This window comes from Actinopolymorpha sp. B9G3 (genome assembly GCF_040120725.1).
In the GTDB taxonomy this organism is placed as follows: Bacteria; Actinomycetota; Actinomycetes; order Propionibacteriales; family Actinopolymorphaceae; genus Thermasporomyces.
In genome coordinates, this window is sequence record NZ_JBEEAB010000007.1 from 143,777 (window position 1) to 166,100 (window position 22,324).

General features: G+C 67.6%; 24 protein-coding genes. 9 read left to right on the forward strand and 15 right to left on the reverse strand.

The window, feature by feature from the left end:
• Positions 1–220: 220 nt before the first annotated feature.
• The gene (locus ABNF93_RS14835; protein ID WP_349328603.1) at positions 221–2,353 is read right to left on the reverse strand and encodes a S9 family peptidase; all 2,133 of its coding nucleotides are present in this window, start codon (positions 2,351–2,353) and stop codon (positions 221–223) included.
• Positions 2,354–2,363: 10 nt separating this feature from the next.
• Complete coding sequence (locus ABNF93_RS14840; RefSeq protein WP_349328604.1) at positions 2,364–3,005, reverse strand: TetR/AcrR family transcriptional regulator; 642 nt, start codon at positions 3,003–3,005, stop codon at positions 2,364–2,366.
• 73 nt (positions 3,006–3,078) lie between these two features.
• Between ABNF93_RS14840 and ABNF93_RS14845 the strand changes: the two genes are divergently transcribed.
• The 3 genes from ABNF93_RS14845 to ABNF93_RS14855 all read left to right on the forward strand — a co-directional run bounded on the left by ABNF93_RS14845 (position 3,079) and on the right by ABNF93_RS14855 (position 6,672).
• Positions 3,079–4,665 carry an MFS transporter gene (locus ABNF93_RS14845; protein WP_349328605.1) on the forward strand — a complete coding sequence of 529 codons (1,587 nt, stop codon included), beginning with the start codon at positions 3,079–3,081 and terminating at the stop codon, positions 4,663–4,665.
• Positions 4,666–4,858: 193 nt separating this feature from the next.
• Positions 4,859–6,190 carry a GNAT family N-acetyltransferase gene (locus ABNF93_RS14850; protein ID WP_349328770.1) on the forward strand — a complete coding sequence of 444 codons (1,332 nt, stop codon included), beginning with the start codon at positions 4,859–4,861 and terminating at the stop codon, positions 6,188–6,190.
• 35 nt (positions 6,191–6,225) lie between these two features.
• Positions 6,226–6,672, forward strand: a complete 447-nt coding sequence (locus tag ABNF93_RS14855) for an NUDIX hydrolase (protein WP_349328606.1) — start codon at positions 6,226–6,228, stop codon at positions 6,670–6,672.
• A gap of 57 nt (positions 6,673–6,729) precedes the next feature.
• Here the strand turns inward: ABNF93_RS14855 and ABNF93_RS14860 are convergent, their stop codons facing one another.
• The 5 genes from ABNF93_RS14860 to ABNF93_RS14880 form a co-directional block, all read right to left on the reverse strand.
• Positions 6,730–7,329: a dihydrofolate reductase family protein gene (locus ABNF93_RS14860; RefSeq protein WP_349328607.1), complete on the reverse strand. Its 600-nt coding sequence runs from the start codon at positions 7,327–7,329 to the stop codon at positions 6,730–6,732.
• The gene (locus ABNF93_RS14865; RefSeq protein ID WP_349328608.1) at positions 7,326–8,189 is read right to left on the reverse strand and encodes a metalloregulator ArsR/SmtB family transcription factor; all 864 of its coding nucleotides are present in this window, start codon (positions 8,187–8,189) and stop codon (positions 7,326–7,328) included. Before ABNF93_RS14865 ends, ABNF93_RS14860 begins: the two co-directional genes overlap by 4 nt.
• A 169-nt stretch (positions 8,190–8,358) precedes the next feature.
• The gene (locus ABNF93_RS14870; RefSeq protein WP_502877585.1) at positions 8,359–8,757 is read right to left on the reverse strand and encodes an NUDIX domain-containing protein; all 399 of its coding nucleotides are present in this window, start codon (positions 8,755–8,757) and stop codon (positions 8,359–8,361) included.
• Between the two features lie 238 nt (positions 8,758–8,995).
• A complete protein-coding gene (locus ABNF93_RS14875; RefSeq protein WP_349328609.1) occupies positions 8,996–9,460 on the reverse strand; it encodes an NUDIX hydrolase in 465 nt (154 codons plus the stop codon).
• Positions 9,461–9,635: 175 nt separating this feature from the next.
• Positions 9,636–10,376 carry a class I SAM-dependent methyltransferase gene (locus ABNF93_RS14880; protein ID WP_349328771.1) on the reverse strand — a complete coding sequence of 247 codons (741 nt, stop codon included), beginning with the start codon at positions 10,374–10,376 and terminating at the stop codon, positions 9,636–9,638.
• A gap of 109 nt (positions 10,377–10,485) precedes the next feature.
• Here ABNF93_RS14880 and ABNF93_RS14885 point away from each other — a divergent pair, with 109 nt between their 5' ends.
• Together ABNF93_RS14885 and ABNF93_RS14890 are read left to right on the forward strand one after the other, a co-directional pair.
• Positions 10,486–10,938 carry a GNAT family N-acetyltransferase gene (locus tag ABNF93_RS14885; protein WP_349328610.1) on the forward strand — a complete coding sequence of 151 codons (453 nt, stop codon included), beginning with the start codon at positions 10,486–10,488 and terminating at the stop codon, positions 10,936–10,938.
• 107 nt (positions 10,939–11,045) lie between these two features.
• Complete coding sequence (locus ABNF93_RS14890; RefSeq protein WP_349328611.1) at positions 11,046–11,669, forward strand: histidine phosphatase family protein; 624 nt, start codon at positions 11,046–11,048, stop codon at positions 11,667–11,669.
• A gap of 165 nt (positions 11,670–11,834) precedes the next feature.
• Here the strand turns inward: ABNF93_RS14890 and ABNF93_RS14895 are convergent, their stop codons facing one another.
• Complete coding sequence (locus tag ABNF93_RS14895; protein WP_349328612.1) at positions 11,835–12,383, reverse strand: DinB family protein; 549 nt, start codon at positions 12,381–12,383, stop codon at positions 11,835–11,837.
• Between the two features lie 182 nt (positions 12,384–12,565).
• Between ABNF93_RS14895 and ABNF93_RS14900 the strand changes: the two genes are divergently transcribed.
• Together ABNF93_RS14900 and ABNF93_RS14905 are read left to right on the forward strand one after the other, a co-directional pair.
• Positions 12,566–13,045, forward strand: a complete 480-nt coding sequence (locus ABNF93_RS14900) for a MarR family winged helix-turn-helix transcriptional regulator (RefSeq protein ID WP_349328613.1) — start codon at positions 12,566–12,568, stop codon at positions 13,043–13,045.
• The gene (locus ABNF93_RS14905; protein ID WP_349328614.1) at positions 13,042–13,674 is read left to right on the forward strand and encodes a hypothetical protein; all 633 of its coding nucleotides are present in this window, start codon (positions 13,042–13,044) and stop codon (positions 13,672–13,674) included. Before ABNF93_RS14900 ends, ABNF93_RS14905 begins: the two co-directional genes overlap by 4 nt.
• A gap of 15 nt (positions 13,675–13,689) precedes the next feature.
• On the opposite strand, the gene ABNF93_RS14910 is transcribed toward ABNF93_RS14905, so the two are convergent.
• From ABNF93_RS14910 to ligD, 4 genes are all read right to left on the reverse strand, one after another.
• Positions 13,690–14,160, reverse strand: a complete 471-nt coding sequence (locus ABNF93_RS14910; RefSeq protein WP_349328615.1) for an HIT family protein — start codon at positions 14,158–14,160, stop codon at positions 13,690–13,692.
• Between the two features lie 79 nt (positions 14,161–14,239).
• Complete coding sequence (locus tag ABNF93_RS14915; RefSeq protein WP_349328616.1) at positions 14,240–14,749, reverse strand: MarR family transcriptional regulator; 510 nt, start codon at positions 14,747–14,749, stop codon at positions 14,240–14,242.
• A gap of 172 nt (positions 14,750–14,921) precedes the next feature.
• Positions 14,922–15,506 carry a hypothetical protein gene (locus tag ABNF93_RS14920; RefSeq protein WP_349328617.1) on the reverse strand — a complete coding sequence of 195 codons (585 nt, stop codon included), beginning with the start codon at positions 15,504–15,506 and terminating at the stop codon, positions 14,922–14,924.
• 186 nt (positions 15,507–15,692) lie between these two features.
• Positions 15,693–16,703 (reverse strand): non-homologous end-joining DNA ligase, encoded by a 1,011-nt coding sequence (ligD, locus tag ABNF93_RS14925; protein WP_349328618.1) that lies wholly within the window; start codon positions 16,701–16,703, stop codon positions 15,693–15,695.
• 121 nt (positions 16,704–16,824) lie between these two features.
• On the opposite strand from ligD, the gene ABNF93_RS14930 reads away from it, so the two are divergent.
• Both ABNF93_RS14930 and ABNF93_RS14935 read left to right on the forward strand, forming a co-directional pair.
• Positions 16,825–18,213, forward strand: a complete 1,389-nt coding sequence (locus ABNF93_RS14930) for an MFS transporter (RefSeq protein ID WP_349328619.1) — start codon at positions 16,825–16,827, stop codon at positions 18,211–18,213.
• A gap of 42 nt (positions 18,214–18,255) precedes the next feature.
• Positions 18,256–19,068, forward strand: a complete 813-nt coding sequence (locus ABNF93_RS14935) for an alpha/beta fold hydrolase (protein WP_349328620.1) — start codon at positions 18,256–18,258, stop codon at positions 19,066–19,068.
• Between the two features lie 21 nt (positions 19,069–19,089).
• Here the strand turns inward: ABNF93_RS14935 and ABNF93_RS14940 are convergent, their stop codons facing one another.
• From ABNF93_RS14940 to ABNF93_RS14950, 3 genes are read right to left on the reverse strand one after another with little or no spacing between them, the layout of a single operon-like run.
• A complete protein-coding gene (locus ABNF93_RS14940; protein WP_349328621.1) occupies positions 19,090–19,659 on the reverse strand; it encodes a ferritin in 570 nt (189 codons plus the stop codon).
• 57 nt (positions 19,660–19,716) lie between these two features.
• Complete coding sequence (locus ABNF93_RS14945; RefSeq protein WP_349328622.1) at positions 19,717–21,222, reverse strand: FGGY-family carbohydrate kinase; 1,506 nt, start codon at positions 21,220–21,222, stop codon at positions 19,717–19,719.
• A 3-nt stretch (positions 21,223–21,225) separates the two neighbouring features.
• Complete coding sequence (locus ABNF93_RS14950) at positions 21,226–22,278, reverse strand: 2-hydroxyacid dehydrogenase (protein ID WP_349328623.1); 1,053 nt, start codon at positions 22,276–22,278, stop codon at positions 21,226–21,228.
• Between the last annotated feature and the right edge of the window lie 46 nt (positions 22,279–22,324).

Genomic DNA, 22,324 nt, shown 5'->3' on the forward strand with positions numbered 1-22,324 from the left:
GAAGGACTTTGGCCGCGTCAGCGATATGTCATCGGCGTGCTAGCGGTGCCGTGCATCCTGTCGTACGCCTCATCGGCGGCTGGGCCCAGTACCAGCCTGGCCGGCCCACGTCGGAGGGAGGGGCCGGACGTGTAGCACAAGGCACGCTGCTCTCTCGGGGGAGCAGCGTGCCTTGGGCTCCACCTCCCGTGACCCTCCGGGCAGGCGGCCACGTGGACTCTCAGCTGGCGTCGCTACCGGTGTCGCCCGCGTGGACCCCGGCCTCGGTGTTCACGCCGTTCACGGCGTCGAGAACGAACGCATGCACGCCAGCCTCGTCCTTCCAGGCGTCGTAGCGCCCGGACGGACCGCCATGCCCGGCGCCGAGCTCCGTCTTCAACACCACCGGTCCACCGCCGGTCATCCGGTCCCGCAGCCGCGCCACCCACTTCGCGGGCTCCCAGTAGCTCACCCTCGGGTCGTTGAGACCGGCCGTGGCGTAGATAGCGGGGTAGTCGCGTTCGGCGACGTTGTCGAAGGGGGCGTACGACTTCATGACGGCGTACACCTCGGGGTCCTCGACCGGGTTACCCCACTCGTCCCACTCCCGCACCGTGAGCGGCAGGGAGGGGTCGAGGATGGTCGTCAGCGCGTCGACGAACGGCACCTCGGCGACCGCCGCCGCACACAGGTCGGGGCGCAGGTTGAGGACCGCACCGATCAGCAGGCCGCCAGCCGATCCGCCACGGATCGCGAGCCCGTCCCGACTCGTCCACCCGGTCTCGACCAGATAGTCGGCGCAGGCGACGAAGTCGGTGAAGGTGTTGGGCTTTTCCAGCCGCTTGCCGTGTTCGTACCACGCGCGTCCCAGCTCACCACCACCACGCACGTGTGCGATCGCGAACGCCAGGCCGCGATCGAGCAGCGACAGCCGCAGGGTCGAGAACCACGGGTCCATCGAATGTTCGTATGACCCGTACCCGTAGAGCAGCAGCGGCCCACCGGCGGGCCGGTCGTCGCGCCATACCAGCGAGATCGGGATCTTGGTGCCGTCGGCTGCCGTCGCCCACTCTCGCGCGGACCTGTACCTGCCGAGGTCGACGTTCAGGACAGGTTGCTGTTTGCGCAGCTCCCGGCTGTCGGTGTCGAGGTCGATGTCGATGACCGAGCTCGGCGTGGTGAGCGACGCGTAGTCGATGCGGAGCGTGCTCGTGTCGAACTCCCGGTTGACGCCGACGTCCACGGTGTAGATCGGCTCGTCGAAGCGGAGCCGGCGCCGGCTTCCCGCCGCGAGGGGTGCGCCCTCGCGCGGGTCACCCGCGAACGCGTCGGCGGCGATGATGTCGAGCTCGGTACGGCCGTCCTCTCGCAGGGACACCACGACGTGACGCGCGAACGCGTCGACCGACACGATGCGTACGCCCTGCTGGTGGGGGATGACGTCCACCCAGTGGTCGGGTCCGGGATCGTCAACCGGGGCCTGCGCGAGCCGGAAGTCCGGCCCCGCGTCGTTGGTGACGATCAGGAACCGGTCGCCGTGGTGGTCGACGGAGTACTCGACGCCAGGTCGGCGAGGCGCCACCGTCCGCCAGTCACCCTCCGGGTCGTCAGCGCGCAGGATCCGTACCTCGCTGGACTCGGTCGCGTGCAGACCCATGACGAGCCACTCGCGCGAACGGGTACGCCCGATGCCGAGATAGAACGCCTCGTCGGACTCGGTGTGGACGCACACGTCCTCGCTCGGGTCGGTGCCCAGCCGGTGTCGCCACAGCTTCCACGGCCGGTGTGCGGCGTCGAGCGTGGTGTAGAAGAGGTGCCGCTCGTCGGCCGACCACGCCGCGCCGTAGCCGGTCGGCGTGATGACATCGGGCAGAAGCTCGCCGGTCTGCAGGTCCTTGACCCGCAGCTCGAACTCCTCGCTGCCGTTGGTGTCGGCGGAGTACGCAAGGAGCCGGCCGGCGGCGGAGACGGCGAACGCGCCAAGGGCGAAGTACTCCGTGCCTTCGGCGGCCTGGTTGCAGTCGAGGAGCACCTGCTCCTTGTCGCCGCCAGGCTTTCCCGCGCGCAGGGGCTGTCGGGCGAAGATCGGATACTGCAGGCCCTCCACGGTGCGGGTGTAGTACTCCCACGCGCCGTCACGGGCAGGCACATCCTCGTCGGTCTCCTGGATGCGGGAGCGGAACTCCTCGAACAGTTCGCCGCGAAGCCCCTCAAGGTGGGACAGCGTCTGCTCGGTGTAGGCGTTCTCGGCCTCGAGGTGGGACAGGGTCGCGGGGTTGTCCCGCTCGCGCAACCAGGCGTACTCGTCGGTCCGCTCGTCGCCGTGGTGACGGTGGACCACCGGGCGCTGGGCGGGTCGGGGTGGTGTCGGCATGGCGACGACCCTACCCGTGGGAGCGCTGCCCCTGCGGGGATTGTGCGGCCATCAGGGCGCGCCACGCCTGGCCCAGCTCCTGGGCGGAGGGCGTGCGTTCGGGATCGATCAGCCACTGCACCATCAACCCGTCGATCAGCGCCATGTGGAACGATCCGACCGCCCGGGTCGCGAGGTCCACCCCGGCCGCCTGTCCGGCGCCCGGCTGCCCGGCAACCTCCTCGTCGGACAGGTCGAGCTCAGCGGCGGTGGAGACGTACTCCGACCGGGACCTCTCGTAGTAGTCGGCAAGTTGTTGGCGAAGGGCCGGGATGTGCTGGGCCTGCGCAACCGCCTCGAGATGGGCGACCATCAGCGGCCGCAGCCGGTCGAACGAATCAACCACCCAGGTCCAGATCGTCTCCCACTGTTCAACCAGGCTCCCGCCTCGCTGCGCGGTGGTGCGGGCGAAGCCGACGAACTCCTCGTCCCACTCGCCGAACGCCTCGATCAGGGCGGCCAGGAGCAGCGCCTCCTTGGAGCCGAAGTGGTAGCCGATCGAGGCGAGGTTCGTCCCGGACGCGGCAACGATGTCCCTCGCAGTCGTCCGCGCATAACCACGCCGCTGAAGGCACTGCTTCGCTCCGGCCAGAAGCTGCTCCCGATGACCCATGACAGCGATCCTAGCCTGCCGTCTATACGTACGTCCTATACAAACGTATAAGACGAGCGTACAGTCGAACGTCATGGACGATGGGCAGTTGGGGACGGCCGCCGGGCGCGGGCGGAGCAGCCAGGCGGGTCATACGGCCCCGGACGAAACGGACAGCGAGCACGGGGCTCCGCGAGCCGGGCGGGGGGAGTGGGTCGGGCTGGCCGTCCTCGTACTGCCCTGTCTGCTGGTGTCGATGGACATGTCGGTGCTGTCGTTCGCGCTGCCGTTCCTGAGCGCGGATCTCGAACCAGACAGCTCCCAGCTGTTGTGGATCATGGACGTCTACGGGTTCCTGCTGGCCGGACTGCTGATCACGATGGGCACTCTCGGCGACCGGATCGGGCGTCGGCGGTTGCTCCTGATCGGCGCGGCGGCGTTCGGGCTCTCGTCGATCCTCGCGGCGTACTCCACCAGCGCCACCATGCTCATCCTGAGCCGTGCCGTCATGGGCGTGGCGGGTGCGACGCTGGCACCATCCACGCTCTCGCTGATCCGGAACATGTTCCACGATCCCGCGCAGCGGCGTGGGGCCATCGCCATCTGGACCGCGGGCTTCTCCGGTGGCGCGCTCGTGGGGCCACTGGTCGGCGGGCTGCTGCTGGAGGCGTTCTGGTGGGGCTCGGTCTTCCTGATCAACGTGCCGTTCATGGTGCTGCTGCTTGCTCTCGGTCGGTTCCTGCTACCGGAGTTCCGCCCTGCGCGGGCAGGTCGCTTCGACCTCGCGAGTGCCGCGCTGTCCACGATGGCCGTCCTGATGGTGATCTACGGTGTGAAGGAGTACGCCGAGGGCGGCCTCGGACCGGTCGCGGCCCTGTTCATCGTCTCCGGCCTCGCGATAGGCGCAGCCTTCGTCATGCGGCAACGCCGGTTGGTCGAACCGCTGATCGACCTGGGCCTGTTCGCCCATCGGGCGTTCGGGACGGCGATCGCGGTGAGCACCGTGACGATGTTCGCGATGGTGGGGTTTCTGTTTTTCACGTCGCAGTACCTCCAGCTGGTCCTTGGGATGCGGCCGTTCACTGCCGCGCTGTGGAACCTGCCGGTGGTCGCGGTCATGCCGGTGGGCGCGCTGGCAGCGGCTTCGCTGGTACGCCGGACCGGCGCCGGCACGGTTGTCGCTGCCGGACTGGCGATGATCGCAGCCGGATTCGCCGTCGTGACGCAGGTCCGGCCAGGTTCAGGTCTCGCGGTGCTGCTGGTCGGGCTCGGCGTGATGGTGATCGGCATCAGTGCCGTCATGGCACTGGCGTCCGATCTCGTCGTCGGTGCCGCTCCGCCTGATCGCGCCGGTGCCGCGTCCGCGATCTCCGAGACCGGCGCCGAGCTTGGCGGCGCCCTCGGGATCGCCCTGCTCGGAAGTGTCGGCACCGCCGTCTACCGGGCGGAGCTGGGCGAGTCGGCACATTCAGCCGGCCTGCCATCTGGGGTGATCGACATGGCGCGGGAGACGCTGCCCGCGGCCGTCAAGGTGGCCGACCAGCTGGCCGCACCCCTGGCGGAGGCGCTGCGCGATTCTGCGTTCGCGGCGTTCACCCAGGGAATGCAGGTGGCGGCGATTGTCTCGGCCCTCCTCATGGCGGGCATGGCCGTTTTCGCCGGCGCACTGCTCCGGCGCTGACGCCGGCCACCCCCCGACCAAGCACGCTTTCCCAAGCGGACAAGACTCCGCGATCCTCGCGCGAAACCACGGTGAAGCGGGAGCGCTCAGCCGGTACGGTCGCCACCATGGCCCGCCTGAGCCGTGGTCGGTGATGTGCCCCAAGGTTGCGTCACTTCCACTGACGATGCGAAAGGATCACATGAGCACAGACATGCGACGCGATCTGGGCGAAGGCCTGGTCCTTCGTTGGACCACAGCGGCCGACACCGAGGCCGTCGCCGCACTCGTCGGGGCGGTCTTTCGGGGTCGCGAGGACGAGGAACCGAACCACGGGCTGATGGACACAGTGCGCCGCTACATGCGGGTCGACTATCCGTTCATGGGCCCCGACGACTTCGTCGTGGTGGAGGACACGAGCAAGGACGGGAGTCCGATTGTCGCCTGCACCTGCTACCTGCGCGAAGAGTGGTTGTTCGACGGCATACCGATTGCTGTCGGCCGGCCGGAAATCGTGGCGACAGAGCCGGGCTATCGAAACAGGGGCCTGATCCGAGCCATATTCTCCGCGGTCCACGAACGCGCCGCGAAAGACGGGACCCTGATCCAGGGCATCACCGGAATTCGGTACTTCTATCGGCAGTTCGACTACGAGTATGCGATCGACCTTGGCGGCGGCGTCACCCTTCCGGCCCCGCTCCTTCCAGAGCTTCGAGACGGGGGAGAGGAGCCCTATCGCCTCCGTCAGGCCACTCGCGCTGACATTCCCTTCATCGCTGCCTGTTATCGACATCAGCAAAGGGACAGCCTGGTGACCTGCGGCCTTCCTGAAGAATTCTGGCGCTACCACATCGACGCCGAGCATGCGGGAGACGCACTCGAGGCTCATTCCCGGATCCGCGTCATCGAGGCCGCTGGCGGGACACCCTGCGGTTTCCTGCTTTCGCCGTACGGCCGGCACGGGGACAGCTTCGGGCCCAGGCTGCTTGGCTTTCAGGCCGGGACCAATCTCCATGCCGTGGCGCCTTCGCTGCTGCGCGGACTGAAGGACATGGGGGAGAAGGTGCCGTCGACGCGCGATAAGCCCGTGGCGAGAATAGTGCTGGATCTCGGCCCCACCCATCCCTTCTATCAGGTACTTTCGGCAGACTGGGCGCCGCGCAACGATGGCCCGTACGCATGGTATATCCGAGTGCCTGACCTGCCTGCTTTCGTGCGGACGATCGCGCCGGTCCTCGAACGACGCCTTGCCGCATCATCGCTCGTCGGATACAGCGGGGACCTGGCGTTCGACTTCTACCGGGGCGGCCTGCGGCTCACGTTCACGGCCGGCACATTGCAGGACGTCGAGAGCGCCGAGTTCGGGCCGTATGACACGTCCTCGAACGGCGGATTTCCTCCGCTGGTCTTCCTGCGACTTCTGTTCGGCCACAGGTCATTGGACGAGCTGCGATCCGCCTATCCCGATGTCTGGGCCGCATCCGAGATCAGGCCGCTGATCGATGTGCTGTTTCCCAAAGCCAGCTCCCGCCTCTTCGCCCTGTGACGTGCCGCGTGGACGCCCAGCAGCATATGCCGACTGTGAACAAGGTATCCGCGTTCATCACTCATGGAGACCAGTTGCTGGTGTTCCGCAAGCCTCACCATCCAGGAACCGGAACCCAGGTCCCCGCTGGCACGATCGAGCCTGGCGAGACGCCGGAACACGCGGTTCTCCGCGAGGCGTGGGAAGAGTCCGGCCTGACGGGCTTCCACCTGTGCGGCCTGCTGGATCATCAAGTCGTCGACATGCGGCCCTACGGCTGCGACGAACTACACGACCGCTGGTACTTTCACCTCCTCTCGCCTTCCACGGTGCAGCGGGCCTGGCGTCATGGCGAGTCAAGTCCGTCATCGGGGGCGGAGGAGTTCATTGCGTTCGACTTCTTCTGGATCGACGTCGATCGCGCCGCACACGAACTCAGGGCAGAGAACCACACAGCTCTTCAGGTCCTGAGTCATCGGCTCGAGGGGATCAGGCGCCCCTGACGATCTCCTGCGCCGGGTCGTCGGGCGAGATGGTCTGCGGCGCGCAGTTCGGCCGGCTCAGCGAACTCGGTCGTAGACGAGAGCCAATGTGCCGTGCTCGCCCGCGTTCTGGCTGACGAGCGCCCACTGCCCCGCAGGCAGACCGTCGTCGAAGAGGCGCGGTCCGCTGCCGAGGAAGACGGGAAAGATCGTGATCGCCAGCCGGTCGACCTTGTCATCGGCCAGCAGAGCCTTGATGACGCTCGCGCTGGAGAGCACGAGAATGTCGCCGCCTTCGGTCGCCTTGAGGTCCGCGATCACCTCGGTGGTCGGCTTGTCGACGATCGTCGTCCGCTCCCACGGCGCGTCGCCAAGGGTGGAGGAGAGGACCACCTTGTCAGTGTCGACGAGCCACTTCGCGAAAGCCTCGTCACGCGGGTCGGCACCCTTCATGCCGATGACGGTGGGCCAGAAGCCGAGGAACCCCTCGGCGTTGACGCGCCCGAGCAGAGCCGTCGTCGCCGGCTCCCAGAGGCTGGTCAGGTGGTCGCGGGCGATGTCGGTGATGGCGTACGGCATCACCCAGCCCATGTCCTGCGGGTCCGATCCGGCGTACTGGCCGTCGAGGGAGAGGGCCATGTTGGTGACGACTCTGCGGCCGCTGGTCTGCTCTGTCACTGCGTGCTCCTGGATTCCGTGTGGTGCTCGGTGTCGGTGCCGTGTGAGTCCGCGGCGAGGATCGCCGCGAGCTTGTCGAGACTCTGGCCGAAGCCGATCTCGATGCCTGCGATGAAGTCCGCTGAGTCGACTGTGCTGTCGGTGATCCGGTGCTGGACCTCGAGGTCCGTACCGGTGTCGGTGGGTCGGAGGCCGAAGTCGACGTAGGCGGTGAAGGCGATGCCGCCGTCGGGCAGCGCAGGGGAGAGGTGGTAGGAGAGGTGCTCACCGTGGCGTACGGCGTCGACGAGTCCTTCCCCGCGTCCGGCCACCAGGTCGGAACCGTCGGCATCTTCTGCGTCGCGGTACTCCAGGACGATCCGCCCACCCGGGCGCGCCTCGAAGACGAGTTCGGAGACGCGGAGGTCGTCGGGCGTCCACCATCGGGCGAGCAGCGAGGGCTCGGTCAGGTGGCGCCAGACCTCCTCGGGGCGCTCGGTCAGAGACCGGACGAACCTGAACGAGCGGCCGTCGGCCCACCCCGACTCCTCCGCGGCGAGCCGCTCTGCGTGGAGGCTGAGCCCGTAGCGGTCGTAGGTCTCGCGCGCGCCACCTCCCTGGTCCGCGGTGTCGGCGAGCCGGCTGAGTGCAGCAGCCAGGTCACGCAGGGGAGCGGGCTGGAGCGCGTAGATGCGGCGCTGGCCGGTGCGCTGGGAGGTGACGATCCCGGCGCGCTCGAGGGTCTGCAGGTGCTTGGTCGTCTGCGGCTGACGCGCCTCGGCGAGCTGGGCGAGGACGCCGACCGACCGGGGCCGCTCGGCCAACAGGCCCACGAGCCGCCAGCGGGCCGGGTCGGCCAGTGCGGTGAGGAGTGCGTCCATGCGGACAACTATTCACCACAGCGAATATTCGCGTCAAGGAATATCTAGGGATCAATTCTCGGGCTGGCGAATCGCCGAGTGGGCGGCCACGTTCGACGTGGTCTGATTGCCATCGAAACGCTGTCGCCGGCACCTCCTGGCCTTGCGCCGACATCTGCGGTCGCGTCCCTCAGGAGGAGGCAGGCGGGTATCCGTTCTCCAGATAGGCGACGATGCCGGTGTTCCTGGCCTGAATGCCAGCACTGATCCTGCGTGCATGGAGCGCAGGATGCATTTCGCGGACCTGCTCCACGGTCCAGAAGTCGAACGCGCCGAGCTCACTTTCCTGAAGTCTGATCGACGAGATCTCTTGTGGAGTAAGAACTCCGCCATCGAACACGGTCATCAGCCCTTCGATGGGGATGGTCTCGGTGCGGGGTTCCCAATCCACGACCAACAGCCTGCCAAGCGACCGAGCCAGGCCGAGTTCCTCTTTCACCTCGCGGACGGCGGCCGCATGTGGAGGCTCATTGACCTCGACCACACCGCCGGGGTAGGCCCACCCGTCGCGGTAGGTCGGCTTGACCACGAGGACGCGGCCGGCCGAGTCGAAGAACAACGCACCCGACGCTTCGCGCTTGCGTGGCAGCTCAGGCTCCAATGGCCGTCAGGCGGCTCGATCGTTGACATCCGGCGGAACATACCAGGATCGGTCCGCGAGGTCGCCCGGTCTGATGTGAGTTGACTTGCAGGAGCGGGAGTTCATGAGACGGGAATAGCACGGGTGCGGCCACAGAACGGCGGCAGCGCAGCGCCTTGACTGCGAGTCAGATGAGCCGCGCCGGGCCGACATGCTCCACAGCGGTCACTATCCGTTCTAGAAGGCTGGGCCTCATCGTGGGCAGGTCGGTGAGGAGGAACCAGCGGACCTCGAGCGACTCGTCGTCTGCCACGTACGGGGTGCCGGCGACGTATCGGCACCGGAAGGTGTGGTCCAGGTACTGAGCGTGGTCGCCGTTGACGTGAACAGTCGGATCGCTGACGTTGACCCAGACAAGTTCCTCGACAACGCAGCGGATCCCGGTCTCTTCGAGCACCTCTCGCACCGCTGCCTTCGCTGGGTGCTCGCCAGGATCGACTATGCCGGTCACAGGAGCCCAAGAACCGTTGTCGGAACGCCGAACCAACAGGACTGCGCCGTCGTTGAGGACGACAGACGTCACGCCAGGCAGCCACAGAAGGTCATGACCGATCCGCTCACGCAGGCGAAGGATGAACTCGGGAACTGGCACGCCTTCACGGTAATCGCTCAACTCACCGGACTCGGACACCTGCGGGTTGTGAGTCTCCATAGCTGATCGAGCCTGGGAACGACCCTCGAGAACGTAGCGCCGATAATGAACATTATGTCAAGTACTTGGCCCCGCCACGCCCTCAGGCGCATCAGTAGCCCGTAGCGACGCGCGGCTACTGACCGGAATGGGTCCGGAGCTTGAAGATCAGGATGCCGAGGTACTTGTTCATCCACGCCTGCTTGTGCGGGTAACGGCGTCGGGCGTCCTCGGATAGTTGAGGCTCTATCGCGGTCTCGATCCACAGCCCTGCGGCACTGAAAGCGTTGATCAGGTCAGAGATGGTGTAGGGACGCTTGGTGAGGGTGATCTGGTCGTTCCAGCCGCTGAGGTAGGAGAACCGCGCGGTGGAGAAATACTCATCGCCCAAGGAGGTCTCATTCTGTTCGGCCCGTTCGACGGCGTATCGGATCGGTTGCGTCTTGGTCAGCAGGATGAATCCATCGTCGGCCAGCATCGCGCGCGCTGCCTGCAGGGTGCGAACTGGATCGTTCGCGTAGCCGAAAGACTGCAGGAACAAGATCCGGTCGAAGGTGCGACCGGCAAGCCCTGGCATCGAATCCAGCTCATTGAGATCGCCCCGGATGAGCTCCAAGCCAGGCGGCGGCGCACTGAGGAAGTTGCCACTGACATCGACACCTACGGCGTCGGTCGCGCCGTCTCCAACCAGCTCAGCCAGCTTGCCTCCGTTGCCGCAACCGACATCGAGCACCGACCGTCCGGCGACATCGCCCAGAAGGTCTCGCTGCGCAGGCCACTCGACAAGCCGATCCAGCGAGTCCTCCCTGCTTCGGGCCCGCTCGTAGTCTGGAGCGAGTTCTGGCCACGGCTGGCTCGGATCGCCAGGACGCTCCATGTCAGAGCCCGTCGCCTTCTGTGAGTCGTCTGACGCCGCCACGAGACACAACCTAGCCGTCGCAAAGTCGCCGTCCTCCCTCCGGTCGACCAGCTGGCAGACTCACCTCGTGAGGATCAGTCAGGCGAATGCGGATGACGTCGCAGATTTGGCCCGGCTGTTGTGGCTGGACACCCATGATGAGGAACCAGCACAGCGGTCCGTTGACGCATTCGCAGTGGAGCTCGCGAAGTGGTGGGCCGCCCACCAGGACTCGCACCTGGCGTTCGTCGCCCGACTCCTCCGACCGGAGATCGTCGGCATGGCCTGGGTCGCGCTCGTCCCCCGCGTCCCGAGACCTGGAGCGACGAGTCGGCTATCCGCAGACATCCAGAGCGTCTTCGTCAAGCCCAACCAGCGAGGCCACGGGATCGGCTCGGCGCTCGTGGAGGCCGCTTCGGAGCATGCGACACACCTCGGGGCCCTCCGCGTGACGGTCCACTCTGGTCGCAAGGCAGTGCCGGTGTACGAACGGCTGGGCTTCGGGTCGTCCCGACAGATCCTCCAGCGACCACCGGCCTGACAAGTCGCACCTCGCGCAGGCACCTTCGTTTCAACTGTCATGGGTCACGTCCCAACACTCGGCACAGACACACGTGCAGGGTCCACAACGAGGATTTCGAGGTCACAGTGAAGAACATCTATGTGGTCACGCATCCGGAGGCAACCCACCACGTAGACGGCCTCGTCGGCGGGTGGTTCGACTCCGATCTGACCGAGCGAGGCATGCGTCAGGCTGAGTCGATCGCCGAAGCGCTGTCTGAGCGCCTCGGCGACGCTGACGTCGAGACGATCACATCCGACCTGCGCCGCGCGCAGCGGACCGCAGAGGTCATCGTCAAGCGGGTCGGCGGCGCTCTGAAGTTGGACCCAGACCTGCGGGAGAAGTCGTACGGTGAGGCGGGTGGCCGACCCAAGGCTTGGCTCGAAGAACGCCGCATCCCGACTCCGGAGTTCGGCGAGCGGCTACGGCACGACGAAGGTGTGGACGGTGCTGAGACACGGATGGACCTCGCCGTCAGGGCTTATGCGGCGATGGATCGGATTCAAGAATCCACGATGGAGAACCAGGTAGTCGTGACACATGGAGGTACTGCCACTCTCCTCCTGGCAGCGTGGATTGGCATGCCCTTGGAGGCATCGGGCCGTGTCCAATTCCGTGTCACTTCAGGCGGCATCACCTACTTGCGCAAGGACGACCGAAACTACAGCCACCAGATCGCCCAGTTGAACGAGACCCGCCACCTGAACTAAGTCCGGCGGGAGCGCCAAGCGGTGGACGACACCGCCCGACCAACCGGGCCTCCGGAACGTACTCCCAGGCGTCGGCCCCTTCTCCAGCTGCGGGCCCGCCGACGCACCGACAACCGCTGTCGGGCCGGTCACGTCAGGGGCGCGGATCAAGGGGGCTGTTGCTTGTTACTGCCCCAGCCTCCCGTCGATCCGCTCCCGCAGCAGGTCGGCGTGCCCGTTGTGTCGTGCGTACTCCTCCACCATGTGCACCAGGACCCACCGCAGCGTCCTCGGCCCGCCGTGAGCGGTCCCGGCCACATCGAGGTCGGGCGCCTGGGCGATGAACCGGTCCGCGAACTCGATCTCGGTCCGCCACGCGTTCCATGCCTCGGTGACGGCCTCGGCCGTGGCCACTGCGCCGTCGAACTCCCCGTCACGATCGGTATCGGAGTAGAAGTACGGCGGAGCGTCCTGACCTGCCATCACCGTCCGGAACCAGATGCGCTCAACCTCGGCCATGTGGCGTACCAACCCGAGCAACGACAGCGTCGACGGCTCCACCGATCGACGGGCAAGGTCCTCGACTCCCAAGCCGCTGCATTTGAGTTCCAGGGTGTCGCGCTGCCAGCGCAGGAAGCCGGCAAGGGTCGCGCGTTCCTCGCTCGTGGTCGGCGGGTGGACGCGTGGGTCGGTGTCGCGATCGATGAACATGGTTGCTCTGGGGCTGCTCCTCATGCCCGCAATCATGGGCCGTCCGCGCATGATCCACCACAGCTGTCCGGCGCGACCTCCGCTTCCGGGCGGTGCGACCAGCTGCGGGTGGCTTCTCCCTCATGCGTCCGCGGGAATCTCGCCGTGCAACCGCTCGCGCAGGCTACGATACGTGAAGCACCGACATAGTGAAGGGACTTCACGATATGTCTGTTGAGAGTTCTCGCCGCCAGAAGCAGCAGGCAGCACTCGGGCAGCTGCTCCAGCTCGCGATGCTCATCAACGAGGACATGGAGCACGGTCTCGGCCGTGTCGGGCTCACCCCTTCGCGGGCGACCCTCGTCTGGGAGCTGCTCCACCGCGGGCCCAGCACACAGCGGGTGCTCGCGGGTGCAATCGGCGTGAGCCCGCGAAATGTCACCGGCCTCGTCGATGCCCTGGTGGACACCGGCTTCGTCGTTCGAGAGCCGCACCCTACCGACCGTCGGGCCGCGCTCGTGTCGTTCACCGAACACGGCGCGCGCATCGCCGAGCAACTGAAGCGCGACGGCGAGCAGCTGGCGGACGACCTCTTCGCCGACATGCCCGACCGGCAGTTCAGCGCCCTGGTGAGGGGTTTCGACGTGCTGATGGCGCGGCTGTGTGAGCTGATCGCCGAAGCGAAGGAGAAGGAGGCACAGCGGTGAACGTCATAGGCCCGCCGGTGGCACTAGCCAGGCACGCCATCCGGTTCGAGCTCGGTGTCTGGCGCAGTCTGTACTTCCTGGTGCGACGGCGAGACCCCGGCGCCGGTCCCGGTGCCGAGAGGTTCAGCTATGTGAAGGCGGTCGAGCTCCTCTTCTGGGTCTTCATCATCGTCTCGGCGATCGAGATCCCGATCGCCCACATGCTGGTGCCGTGGGAGCCGGTGAAGATCGCCCTGCTGGCCGTCGGTTTCTGGGGATTGATGTGGATGGTGGGGATGCTCGCCGCGTACAAGGTCCACACGCACCTGGTCGAGCCGGTGGGCCTACGCCTCCGCAATGGCTTCACTCTCGACATCACCATCCCCTGGGAGGCCATCAGCTCGGTGTCGGTTCGAGAGCGGAGCCGCGAACGCTCGCGGGCGGTACAACTCGACGAGACCGACACCGGAACGACCCTGAACGTCGTGGTCGCCAGCCGGACAAACATCGACCTGATCCTGCAGCGTCCCTTCACGGTGACGCTCCCCCGTGGCGTCCAGACCGTGACGACGGTGCGGTTCTTCGCCGATGAGCCCCGCACACTCGTCAAGCGGATGCGTACGAACCTCGCCGCACAGGTGCAACGCTGAGCGGTGACGGGCGCGTCACTCCCCCGGATGTCTGAGATGCGTACGCAGCTTGTCGGCGTACGGCCGGCGACGTTCGGCGGAGACGAAGGCCGGGTACGGTTTCGACCCGTAGAGGTCATCGCCTCGATAGCGGGGAAACACGTGCACGTGATAGTGCCACGTGTCCTGGTAACCGGCGGGCTCATTGTGTTGCCGGGTGGAGATTCCCTCGCACCCGTAGGTGTCCCGGATCGCGCGGGCGATCGTCCGGACACCGTCGTGGACAGCGTGACCGTACTCCGCCGGAAGGTCGTAGATGTTCTCGTGGTGGGCGTTCGGCACGACCAGCACATGACCGTGGTTGTTCGGCCACCATCGGGCGCAGATGAATGCCGTCGCCCGTTCCGACTGCCACACGATGTCCTGCTGGCCGCTGACGTCGGTGGTCCCACCGGCGACCAACGCGCAGATCGGACAGACGTAGCCGGGCGGTGCGTGGCTGATCATGTGCGAATCCTCCGTTCGATCAGAGCCCGAGCCAGGTCCTCCGCGAGCCTCGCACTGACGGTGGGACCTGACCCCGCGATCATGCCGGCTGGGAGCCGTCCGGCGGTGCGTTGGCGAGGTCGGCGGTCGCGACCTGCCCCGCCTCGTTCGTACGCCGCAGAAAGTCGGCGATGAGGGCGAGCTCGGACTCGTCGTAGCCGGCGCAGATCGTGCCCATCGACGCATCCATCCCCGCGTAGAGGCGGAAGAGTTCGGCGTTGCGGTCCCGCAGAGCACGAACGACGACAGCGCGCCGGTCGGACTGGTCACGTTCGCGGACCACCCAGCCGCCGCGTTCGAGCCGATCGAGGATGCCGGTGATCGTGGCGGGGTGCAGCCCGGCCCGACGTGCGAGTGTGGTTGGGCCGAGCGGCCCTTCCCGGTTGATGAGGTCGAGGCAGTGGAGATCAACGTCCTTGAGCGCGAGGTTGGCGGTCACCTGGTGGTTGAGCAGGGACAACTGGATGGCCAGCCCGCGCAGCGACTCCTTGATCGTGATGGTCAACCGACGACGGCGCCGGGCGGCCTCCCTTGCTGGTTCCGCACTCATCTGAACGGTCTCTCGTACCCCATGGTGAGGAAACCCTATCCGCCGGGCGCTTCGCCACCGAGGAACCGTCCCGCACGGCTTTCCGCTGCCCAACCGCGGCGACCGCCGAGCCGGGGCCCTGGCTCGGAGATCGCCTCACATCCGAGCCGGGCCCCGAGGTCGGGCGAGCCGATCAGTTTCCGGTGTCTGGGTTCAGGCCGCGCAACCGTGGCCGGAACTTCTCCCAGGTGGCCCTGCGGTCCGATACATCCGCGACCCGAAGCGCCGTTGCGGTGTCGCCGCTCACGACCGCCGCCACGTGCACGTCATCGCCCTCGTCGACCGAGCCGATGCCCTCGCGGTGGGCGTTGACCAGCGTCTCGTCATCGACGACGTAGGACCTCGAGTAGCCATCCTCACTCTTCACCGTGATCGAGGTGTCGCTCACCGCCTGCACCTCGCCATGTTGGACGGCCACGGTCTGGTAGCCGCCGTCCTTCTTGGCCGTGACGAACTCACCATGCAGAGCCCATCCCATGAGCCCCGGAGCCCGGTGGCCCCGCATTACCGGCCGGTCCTTCGCGTCCGGACGTGGCTGGTCGCTCGTGGCAGCGGTCGCGTCGTTGCCGGACTCCGCCACGTTGTCGGCAAGGGCGATCCCGCCCACCGCCAGCGCCGTGATCGTGGCGGTCGACACCGCCACCGCGAGCACCGTGGACCGGTCCGACCACCGCCGGTTGGCCCATCGCCTTTTGACCCACTGCCCGTTAGGGCGCATCGCGGTCTCCCTCCAGTCGTGGATGTACGAAAGCAGTCTCCACCCTCGCTCTCCTGGCTGGGACCGCCCTGAACGCCACCTGGAGATTAGCTGGGAACTCCTCCCGCCTCGGCTCCCCCTGCCAGCTCCTGCCAGCTCCTGCCAGCTCCTGCCAGCTCCTGCCAGCTCCTGCCGGCTCCCGACGGCTCACTGTTCGCGGACGACCTCCGAGGCGTCCTTGTCCGTACGTAGTCCGACGAAGCGTGGATGGCGGAGCTTTCCGTCGCTGGTCCACTCGGTGAAGCCGATCTGGGCGACCAACTCGGGGCCCACCCAGTGGGCGGAGCGCTCGCGCACCGGATCGGCGAACGGCGACGACGACTGGGCGATCTTGTCCATCCGGGCCCGCAGATCCCGCAGCATCAGTGCGTTGTAACCCGTACCCACCTTGCCCGCGTAGCGCAGCCGGTTCCCTTCGTAGTAGCCGACGAGCAACGCGCCGAACCCCTGCCTCGACCCCTCCGGATCGGTGAACCCGCCGATGACGAACTCCTGGTCGCGTACGCACTTGAACTTCAGCCAGTCCCGAGACCGGCGACCGGTCTGGTACGGCGCGTCGGCGCGCTTGGCGATCAGGCCCTCCCACCCTCGCGCGCACGCGTCGGCGTGGAACCTCTCCCCCTCGGTGTTGCGGTGGGTGGAAAACCGGACGCGGTCGCCGAACTCGAACGTCGTGCGCAGCACCCGCTTGCGGGCCCGCAGCGGCAGTCGGGTGAGGTCGGCCTCACCGACGACGAGCAGGTCGAAGAGGTAGAGGTAGACGGTGACGCCGGTCGCGGGTATGCGCCGGGGATCGGCGAGATTGATCCGTGCCTGCAGCTTGGCGAAGCTCGTCTGCCTGCCGTCGAAGGCCACGATCTCGCCGTCGGCCACGAAGTCCTGGGCCTGTTGTGGCGCGAATGCCTGGACGATCTCGGGATAGGTGTTCGTCATGTCCTTGTGGTTGCGGGACCACAGGGTCGTCTGGCCGCGGTTCCTGACGGCGATCACGCGTACGCCGTCCAGCTTGCGTTCGTAGATCCACCGCTCGTCGGAGAACGGCTTCTTGGTCAGGGTGGCGAGCATGGGAGCCTGCCAGCCGGGGCGTGGCGCCCGACGCAGGAGCTTGCGTTCGTCGTCACCCAGCACATCCAGCGGGTCGGGCATTTCCTTCGCCACAGTTCCTCCACTCGGGCGGAAGGGGCTTCCTCGTCACACATCCCCGCTTAGGGTTGCCTGGAACCAGGACGCGGGGAGTGCCTGCCCACGGCGGGACGTGGCAGTACGGGGGGAAGTCACCATGGGTCCGGCGTCGTCGGCTCCTACGCCGGATCGCGCCGAGAGCCGCCGGTTGCGCGGAGTGCTCGCCGCGGCAGCGCTGGCGATGTTCTGCGTCCAGCTGGACTTCTTCGCACTCACCCTCGCCCTGCCGCGGATGGCCAGCGACCTGCGGGTGACGACGACCGACCTGCAGTGGGCGCTCAGCGGCTACATGCTCGCGCTCGGTGCCTTCCTCGTTCTCGGTGGGCGGCTCGGTGACATCTTCGGGCGGCGCCTCGTCCTCGTTGTCGGCCTCGGCGTCTTCGGCGCGGCGGCCGTACTCTGCGCGCTGGCACCGACGGCCGGGCTCCTGATCGCGTTCCGCATTCTGCAGGGCATCGGGGCCGCTCTCATCTTCCCGATGACGGTCTCGGTGTTGTCGAGCAGCTTTCCGGAGCAGTCCCGTGGCCGGGCAATCGGCCAGGTGTTCGGGCTCGCCGCCGTCGGGACCGCGCTGGGCCCGTTCGTCGGCGGCCTCCTGACCGCCGGACCCGGATGGCGATGGATCTTCTGGTTCCTGGTGCCCTTCGTGGTGGCGGCCGCTGTCGTCACTCTCGCGGCGACCCGTGAGTCACGCGACGAGTCGATGCCGCGTCGACTCGACCTCGTCGGCGCGATCGTTCTCAGCGCCGGGGTCGCGCTGGTCACCTATGCCGTCGACCGGATCCCGACCTCCGGGCTTGCCTCACCCCTTGTCTGGGCGACTGGTCTCGCCGGGCTGGCGCTGCTCGTGTCCTTCCCTCTGGTGGAGGGGCACGTCCGCCTGCCACTGATAGACATGGGCCTGTTCCGCAACATCGCCTTCGTTCTCGTCACCGCCGTCGGGACGATGGCAAACGTCGCCTACGCCGGAACCGTCTTCCTCGCCACCCTGTACCTGCAGGACGTCCGCGGCCTCGGCCCGCTCACGGCCGGCCTCGTCTTCCTCGGCCTGTCGGTCGCCACGGGTTTCGCGGGGCCGCTCGCCGGCTGGCTCGGCGTACGCTACTCGGCCCGGGTCGTCATGACGATCGCCAACAGCATCGGCGGGCTGAGCCTGCTCGCCCTGACCTTCAGCCGGGCCTGGGGTGCGTACGTCCCGGTCTTCTGCCTGTGTGGGCTGGGCTTCGGGCTCGGCTGGTCGTTCGCGAACATCGGCACCCAGCGGGTGGTACGACCCGAACGCAGCGGCGAAGCCGCAGGCGTCACGCAGACCGTGCTCATCGTCATCGCCGGCATCGGGCTGGCCGCGACAGCGACCACGCTGGAGGCACTCCAGTCGGCTGGCCACGCGCCCTCGGCATCGATCGAGGTCATCCTCCGCGTCCTCGCAGGCGGGTTGCTGCTCTCGGCCGCCCTCCTCGGGGCGTTCGGCCGCCACGCCCGCTGACGCCGTCGCAGGTGTGGTCGCGGTCGTTGGCATGCTGAGGGCGTGCACGCCTTCCGCCTTCCTGCATACGCCTGTTGGATCCGCTATCTCGACCTGCCGGGCGGCCCGGACAAGCCGACGCCCGAACCGGTGTGCGTCTACCTCGCCGGGCTGGGTTCGGCTTCGACTGTGGACTTCCCGGAGATCGTCGCCCGTCCCCCGCTACGCGGGCGGCGGTCGTTGCTGGTGGACCTCGCCGGCACGGGCTGGAGTGACCCCGCCCCGGCGTCCTTCGGCTACACGATCGAGGAGCACGCGGACGTGGTCGCCGCGATGCTGGACGCAGCGCACCTGCGTGGATGCCACATCATCGGGCACAGCCTCGGTGGCTCGGTGGCGATCGCACTGGCCGATCGCCGGCCGGACCTGGTCGCCCGGCTCGTGGTCGCCGAACCCAACCTCGACCCGGGCGTTGGCACGTTGAGCAGGCACGTCGCCGACCAGTCCGAGGACGCGTTCGTCACGCGCGGATACAGCGCTCTTCGTGCCGTCCTCGCGAGGGAGGAGGATGCCGCCGTCACCTCGGTGTTCCATGCGACGACGGGTCGCTGGTCGCCGGCCGCGATGTACCGGACCGCGGTCTCGCTGTTGGCCGAGCGCACACCGACGTTCCGCGACATGCTCGCGTCCGCCTCGATGCCGCGCGCGATCCTCGTCGGCGAGCGTTCCGAGGACGTCGACCTGGAAGGCCTCGCGGACTCAGGCGTGGCGGTTCACGTCGTGCAGGGTTCGGGACATGTCATGACCTACGACAACCCGGAGGTATTCGCCCGGACCATCGCAGCGGCACTTGACGGGCCTACCGACCGCCCTTGAGGCAGCCGGATCTCGAACGCGTCAGAGGGCTCCACCAGCCGCCGCCGGAGCGGCACTGGGCGTACCGCTGTCGCCCACCGTCTCGCGGGCCAGGAACTCCTCGACGTGGAACAACGTGTCGCCGGCCCGGTCCATCACCGTCAGCAGCGTGGACATGGACGAGACCTCCTCGACCTGCTCGTGCAGGAACCACTGCAGGAACTGCTCGCCGATGTAGTCATCTTCCGCACGCGCCGCCTTCGCGAGCGCGACGAACTGGTCGGTGACTTCCTTTTCCTGGGCGAGTGCGAGGGCCACCAGGTCGCGTGCGCTGGTGAAGTCGTTGCGTACGGGATCAACGCCTGGAATGACGACTTTGACGCCTTGGTCGAGGAGGTACCGCACAATCATCATTGCGTGGTTTCGCTCCTCCAACGCCTGCCGATAGAAGTACGCGGCGAGCCGAGGAAGATCTTCGGCGTCGAACCACACCGCCACAGCGATGTATTGCTGGTGGGCGTTGAACTCGTGGCGGATCTGGGCCTGCAGCAGCTCGAGGAACCGGGAGTCGCGTGCTGAGTTCTGCTGGGGATTCTGCTGGAGGACGGACATACCCGCATGCTAGCGCCGCCCACGGACGCGGCCACGCCGGCGAATTTCGCCGCCTCGTCAGCCGAGCCCGCGCCAGATCTCGCCGAGGCTTGATGCGGCTGCGACAAAGCGACCGTACGCGTCATTCAACACCGCCGTACGCGCTGCGACCGGGTGAAAGCGGCGTGCAATTCTGCCGGTGTTCGCCGCCTCGTCCAGGTCGGAATACACACCGATGCCGAGACCGGCAAGAAGGGCGGCACCGAGGGCACCGGTCTCGGCGCAGTCGGGCACCTCGATCTCGACGTCGAGGGCATCGGCGAACATCTGCGACCAGACGCCACTGCGGGCTGCGCCACCGGTGAGCCGAACCGGTCCGGACAGGGCGAACCCCTCGCGCAGGGCGTCGACATGCACCCGATGCCCGAGCACGACTCCTTCCAGCACTGCGCGTACGACGTCGGCTCGGCGATGCCACCCCCGCAGACCGAGCAGCCCGGCGCTCGCCGTCTCGCCGTACGGAGAGCCGTACAGGAACGGGTGGTACAGCAGCGTGCTCGGACCATCGAGCGCCCCCGCGGCCTCGCGCTCGAGCAGGGAGTACGCCGACTCGTCCGCAGGCAGTCCGAAACTTGCTCGCCACCAGTCGAGGTTCGTCGCCGACGACGCCGACGTCGACATGTTGAGCCAGCGCCCAGGTTGGACGAAGCTGCGCGCCTGCCAGCGTTCGTCGAGGGCGACGTCGGCACTTACGACCTGGTTGATGCTGAACGTGCCGGCGGCCAGGCTGAGCATGCCCGGCCGGACCGCGCCCGTGCCGACCGCACTGCCGTCGACGTCATGGGCACCGGTGACGACCGGCGTGCCGGCGGCCAGGCCGGTCGCTGTCGCTGCGTCGGCGCTGACCTCCCCGGCGATCGCCTGGCTCGGACGAAGCGGCGGCAGCTTGCCCGCCACCATCGTCAGGCCGTAGAGGTTGAGTGCCTCGTCGGCGTAGTCCTGCGTCCGCACGGAGGTGAAGGCCGCGCTGGCCTCACTCGGGTCGGTCGCGATCGCGCTGGTGAGCCGGAACCGCAACCAGTCCTTGCAGAACAGCACCCACCGGGTGCGGTCGAGGATCTCCGGGGCGTGCCGTGCGAACCAGGCCAACAGGGTCGAGGGAGAACCTGCGAACGGCACCTGGCCGGTCACGTCGAGGACCCGTGCCCACATGGGCGTCGTACGCCATGTGTCGAGCACGTCGTGCGCACGGGTGTCCATCGCGGTGACCGCGGCACGCACGGGGTGGCCGGCATCGTCGACGAGGTAGAGACCGTCGTTGTGGCCGACGATGCCGACCGCTGCAATGCGGTCACCCGGTGTGCGTGCGTCGTCGAGGGCGGCGCGGATCGCCGCGGCGGTCGCCTGCCAGACCTCGTCCATGTCGCGTTCGACCCAGTGCGGGTGTGGACTGGCGACCTCGACGCGGGCGCTGCCCGAACCCCGCTCCTGACCCTCGCGATCGAAGACGCACGCCTTGGTGACGGTCTGGCCGGCGTCGACGCCGAGCAGGAGGGTCTCGTCCGGTCGGGCGGAATCAGTCACCGCTCACACCCTCCACCCGAGCGCGGCGGCGTTCACCGCCGTGGTGATCCGCCCGGTGCGGTCCAGCTCGGCGACCGCTTCCGCCACGAGGTGGGCGGACCGGGTGATCGTGGTGGTCGTGTCGCCGCCGAAGTGCGTGGTGATCGTCACGTTGTCGAGGCGACGCCACAGGCTGTCGGCCGGCAGCGGTTCGGTATCGAAGACGTCCAAGGCCGCGCCGGCGATCCGATTCTCCTTGCAGGCAAGGAGAAGAGCGGCGTAGTCGACGAGCCGGCTGCGCGAGGTGTTGACGAAGTAGGCCGTGGGCTTCATCGACGCGAAGTGCTCGGCGGTGATGAACCGCTCGGTCTGCGAGGTGAGCCGGGCCAGGACGTGGACGAAGTCGGACTCGCGGAACACCGTGTCAAGGCCGGCTTGCCTAGCGTCATGGGCGCGGAGGACGCCGGCGTCGACGAACGGGTCGTGGACCAGCAGTCGTACGTCGAAGCCACGAAGCTTCCGGGCGAGCTCGCGCCCGACGTGGCCGAAGCCCACCATTCCGACGGTGCTGCCACCGAGCTCGCGGCCGGGACCACCGAAGTCCTTGCGCCAGCCCCCGGATTTCACCGACGCGTCAGCACGGGCGATGTCACGTGCTTCGCTCAGCATCAGGCCGATCGCGAGTTCGGCGACGGCGGAGGCGTTGCGGCCATGGACGGGAACGACCGCGATTCCCCGAGCCGTCGCCGCTTCGATGTCGATGTTCTCCAGCCCTGTGCGGGCGACGACGACAGCTCGCAGGTTCTGGCCGGCGTCCAGCACCGACGCCGGAACGGGTGCGAAGTGCAGGGCGAGCACCTGTGCGTCGCCCACGGCATCACGCACCTCCGCCGGCGCCGGAACCGCGTCCGGTCCCTTGTGTTCCATCTGCTGCTGCGCGGTGTGCTGGTCGGCCTTGCTGCCGGCCCAGTCGACGGTACGAATGCCCGCGGAGTCGATGCCGACGTCGCTCAGGGCATCGACGTAGCGCTCGGCCGGGATGAAGTGGTCACCGACCACCAGGACCCGCGTGGTCATGAGACCTCCTTCGTCGGTCCCATGACCGGGGTGCTGTACCTGTTCA

Coding starts and splice junctions, on each gene's coding strand:
- ABNF93_RS14920 (WP_349328617.1), bottom strand. CDS start 15,506: ATGCGCCCTAACGGGCAGTGGGTCAAAAGGCGATGGGCCAACCGGCGG.
- ABNF93_RS14835 (WP_349328603.1), bottom strand. CDS start 2,353: ATGCCGACACCACCCCGACCCGCCCAGCGCCCGGTGGTCCACCGTCAC.
- ABNF93_RS14910 (WP_349328615.1), bottom strand. CDS start 14,160: ATGATCAGCCACGCACCGCCCGGCTACGTCTGTCCGATCTGCGCGTTG.
- ABNF93_RS14940 (WP_349328621.1), bottom strand. CDS start 19,659: ATGTCCGTCCTCCAGCAGAATCCCCAGCAGAACTCAGCACGCGACTCC.
- ABNF93_RS14915 (WP_349328616.1), bottom strand. CDS start 14,749: ATGAGTGCGGAACCAGCAAGGGAGGCCGCCCGGCGCCGTCGTCGGTTG.
- ABNF93_RS14865 (WP_349328608.1), bottom strand. CDS start 8,189: ATGGACGCACTCCTCACCGCACTGGCCGACCCGGCCCGCTGGCGGCTC.
- ABNF93_RS14840 (WP_349328604.1), bottom strand. CDS start 3,005: ATGGGTCATCGGGAGCAGCTTCTGGCCGGAGCGAAGCAGTGCCTTCAG.
- ABNF93_RS14930 (WP_349328619.1), top strand. CDS start 16,825: ATGGGTCCGGCGTCGTCGGCTCCTACGCCGGATCGCGCCGAGAGCCGC.
- ABNF93_RS14895 (WP_349328612.1), bottom strand. CDS start 12,383: ATGAGGAGCAGCCCCAGAGCAACCATGTTCATCGATCGCGACACCGAC.
- ABNF93_RS14950 (WP_349328623.1), bottom strand. CDS start 22,278: ATGACCACGCGGGTCCTGGTGGTCGGTGACCACTTCATCCCGGCCGAG.
- ABNF93_RS14845 (WP_349328605.1), top strand. CDS start 3,079: ATGGACGATGGGCAGTTGGGGACGGCCGCCGGGCGCGGGCGGAGCAGC.
- ABNF93_RS14880 (WP_349328771.1), bottom strand. CDS start 10,376: ATGGAGCGTCCTGGCGATCCGAGCCAGCCGTGGCCAGAACTCGCTCCA.
- ABNF93_RS14850 (WP_349328770.1), top strand. CDS start 4,859: ATGCGACGCGATCTGGGCGAAGGCCTGGTCCTTCGTTGGACCACAGCG.
- ABNF93_RS14900 (WP_349328613.1), top strand. CDS start 12,566: ATGTCTGTTGAGAGTTCTCGCCGCCAGAAGCAGCAGGCAGCACTCGGG.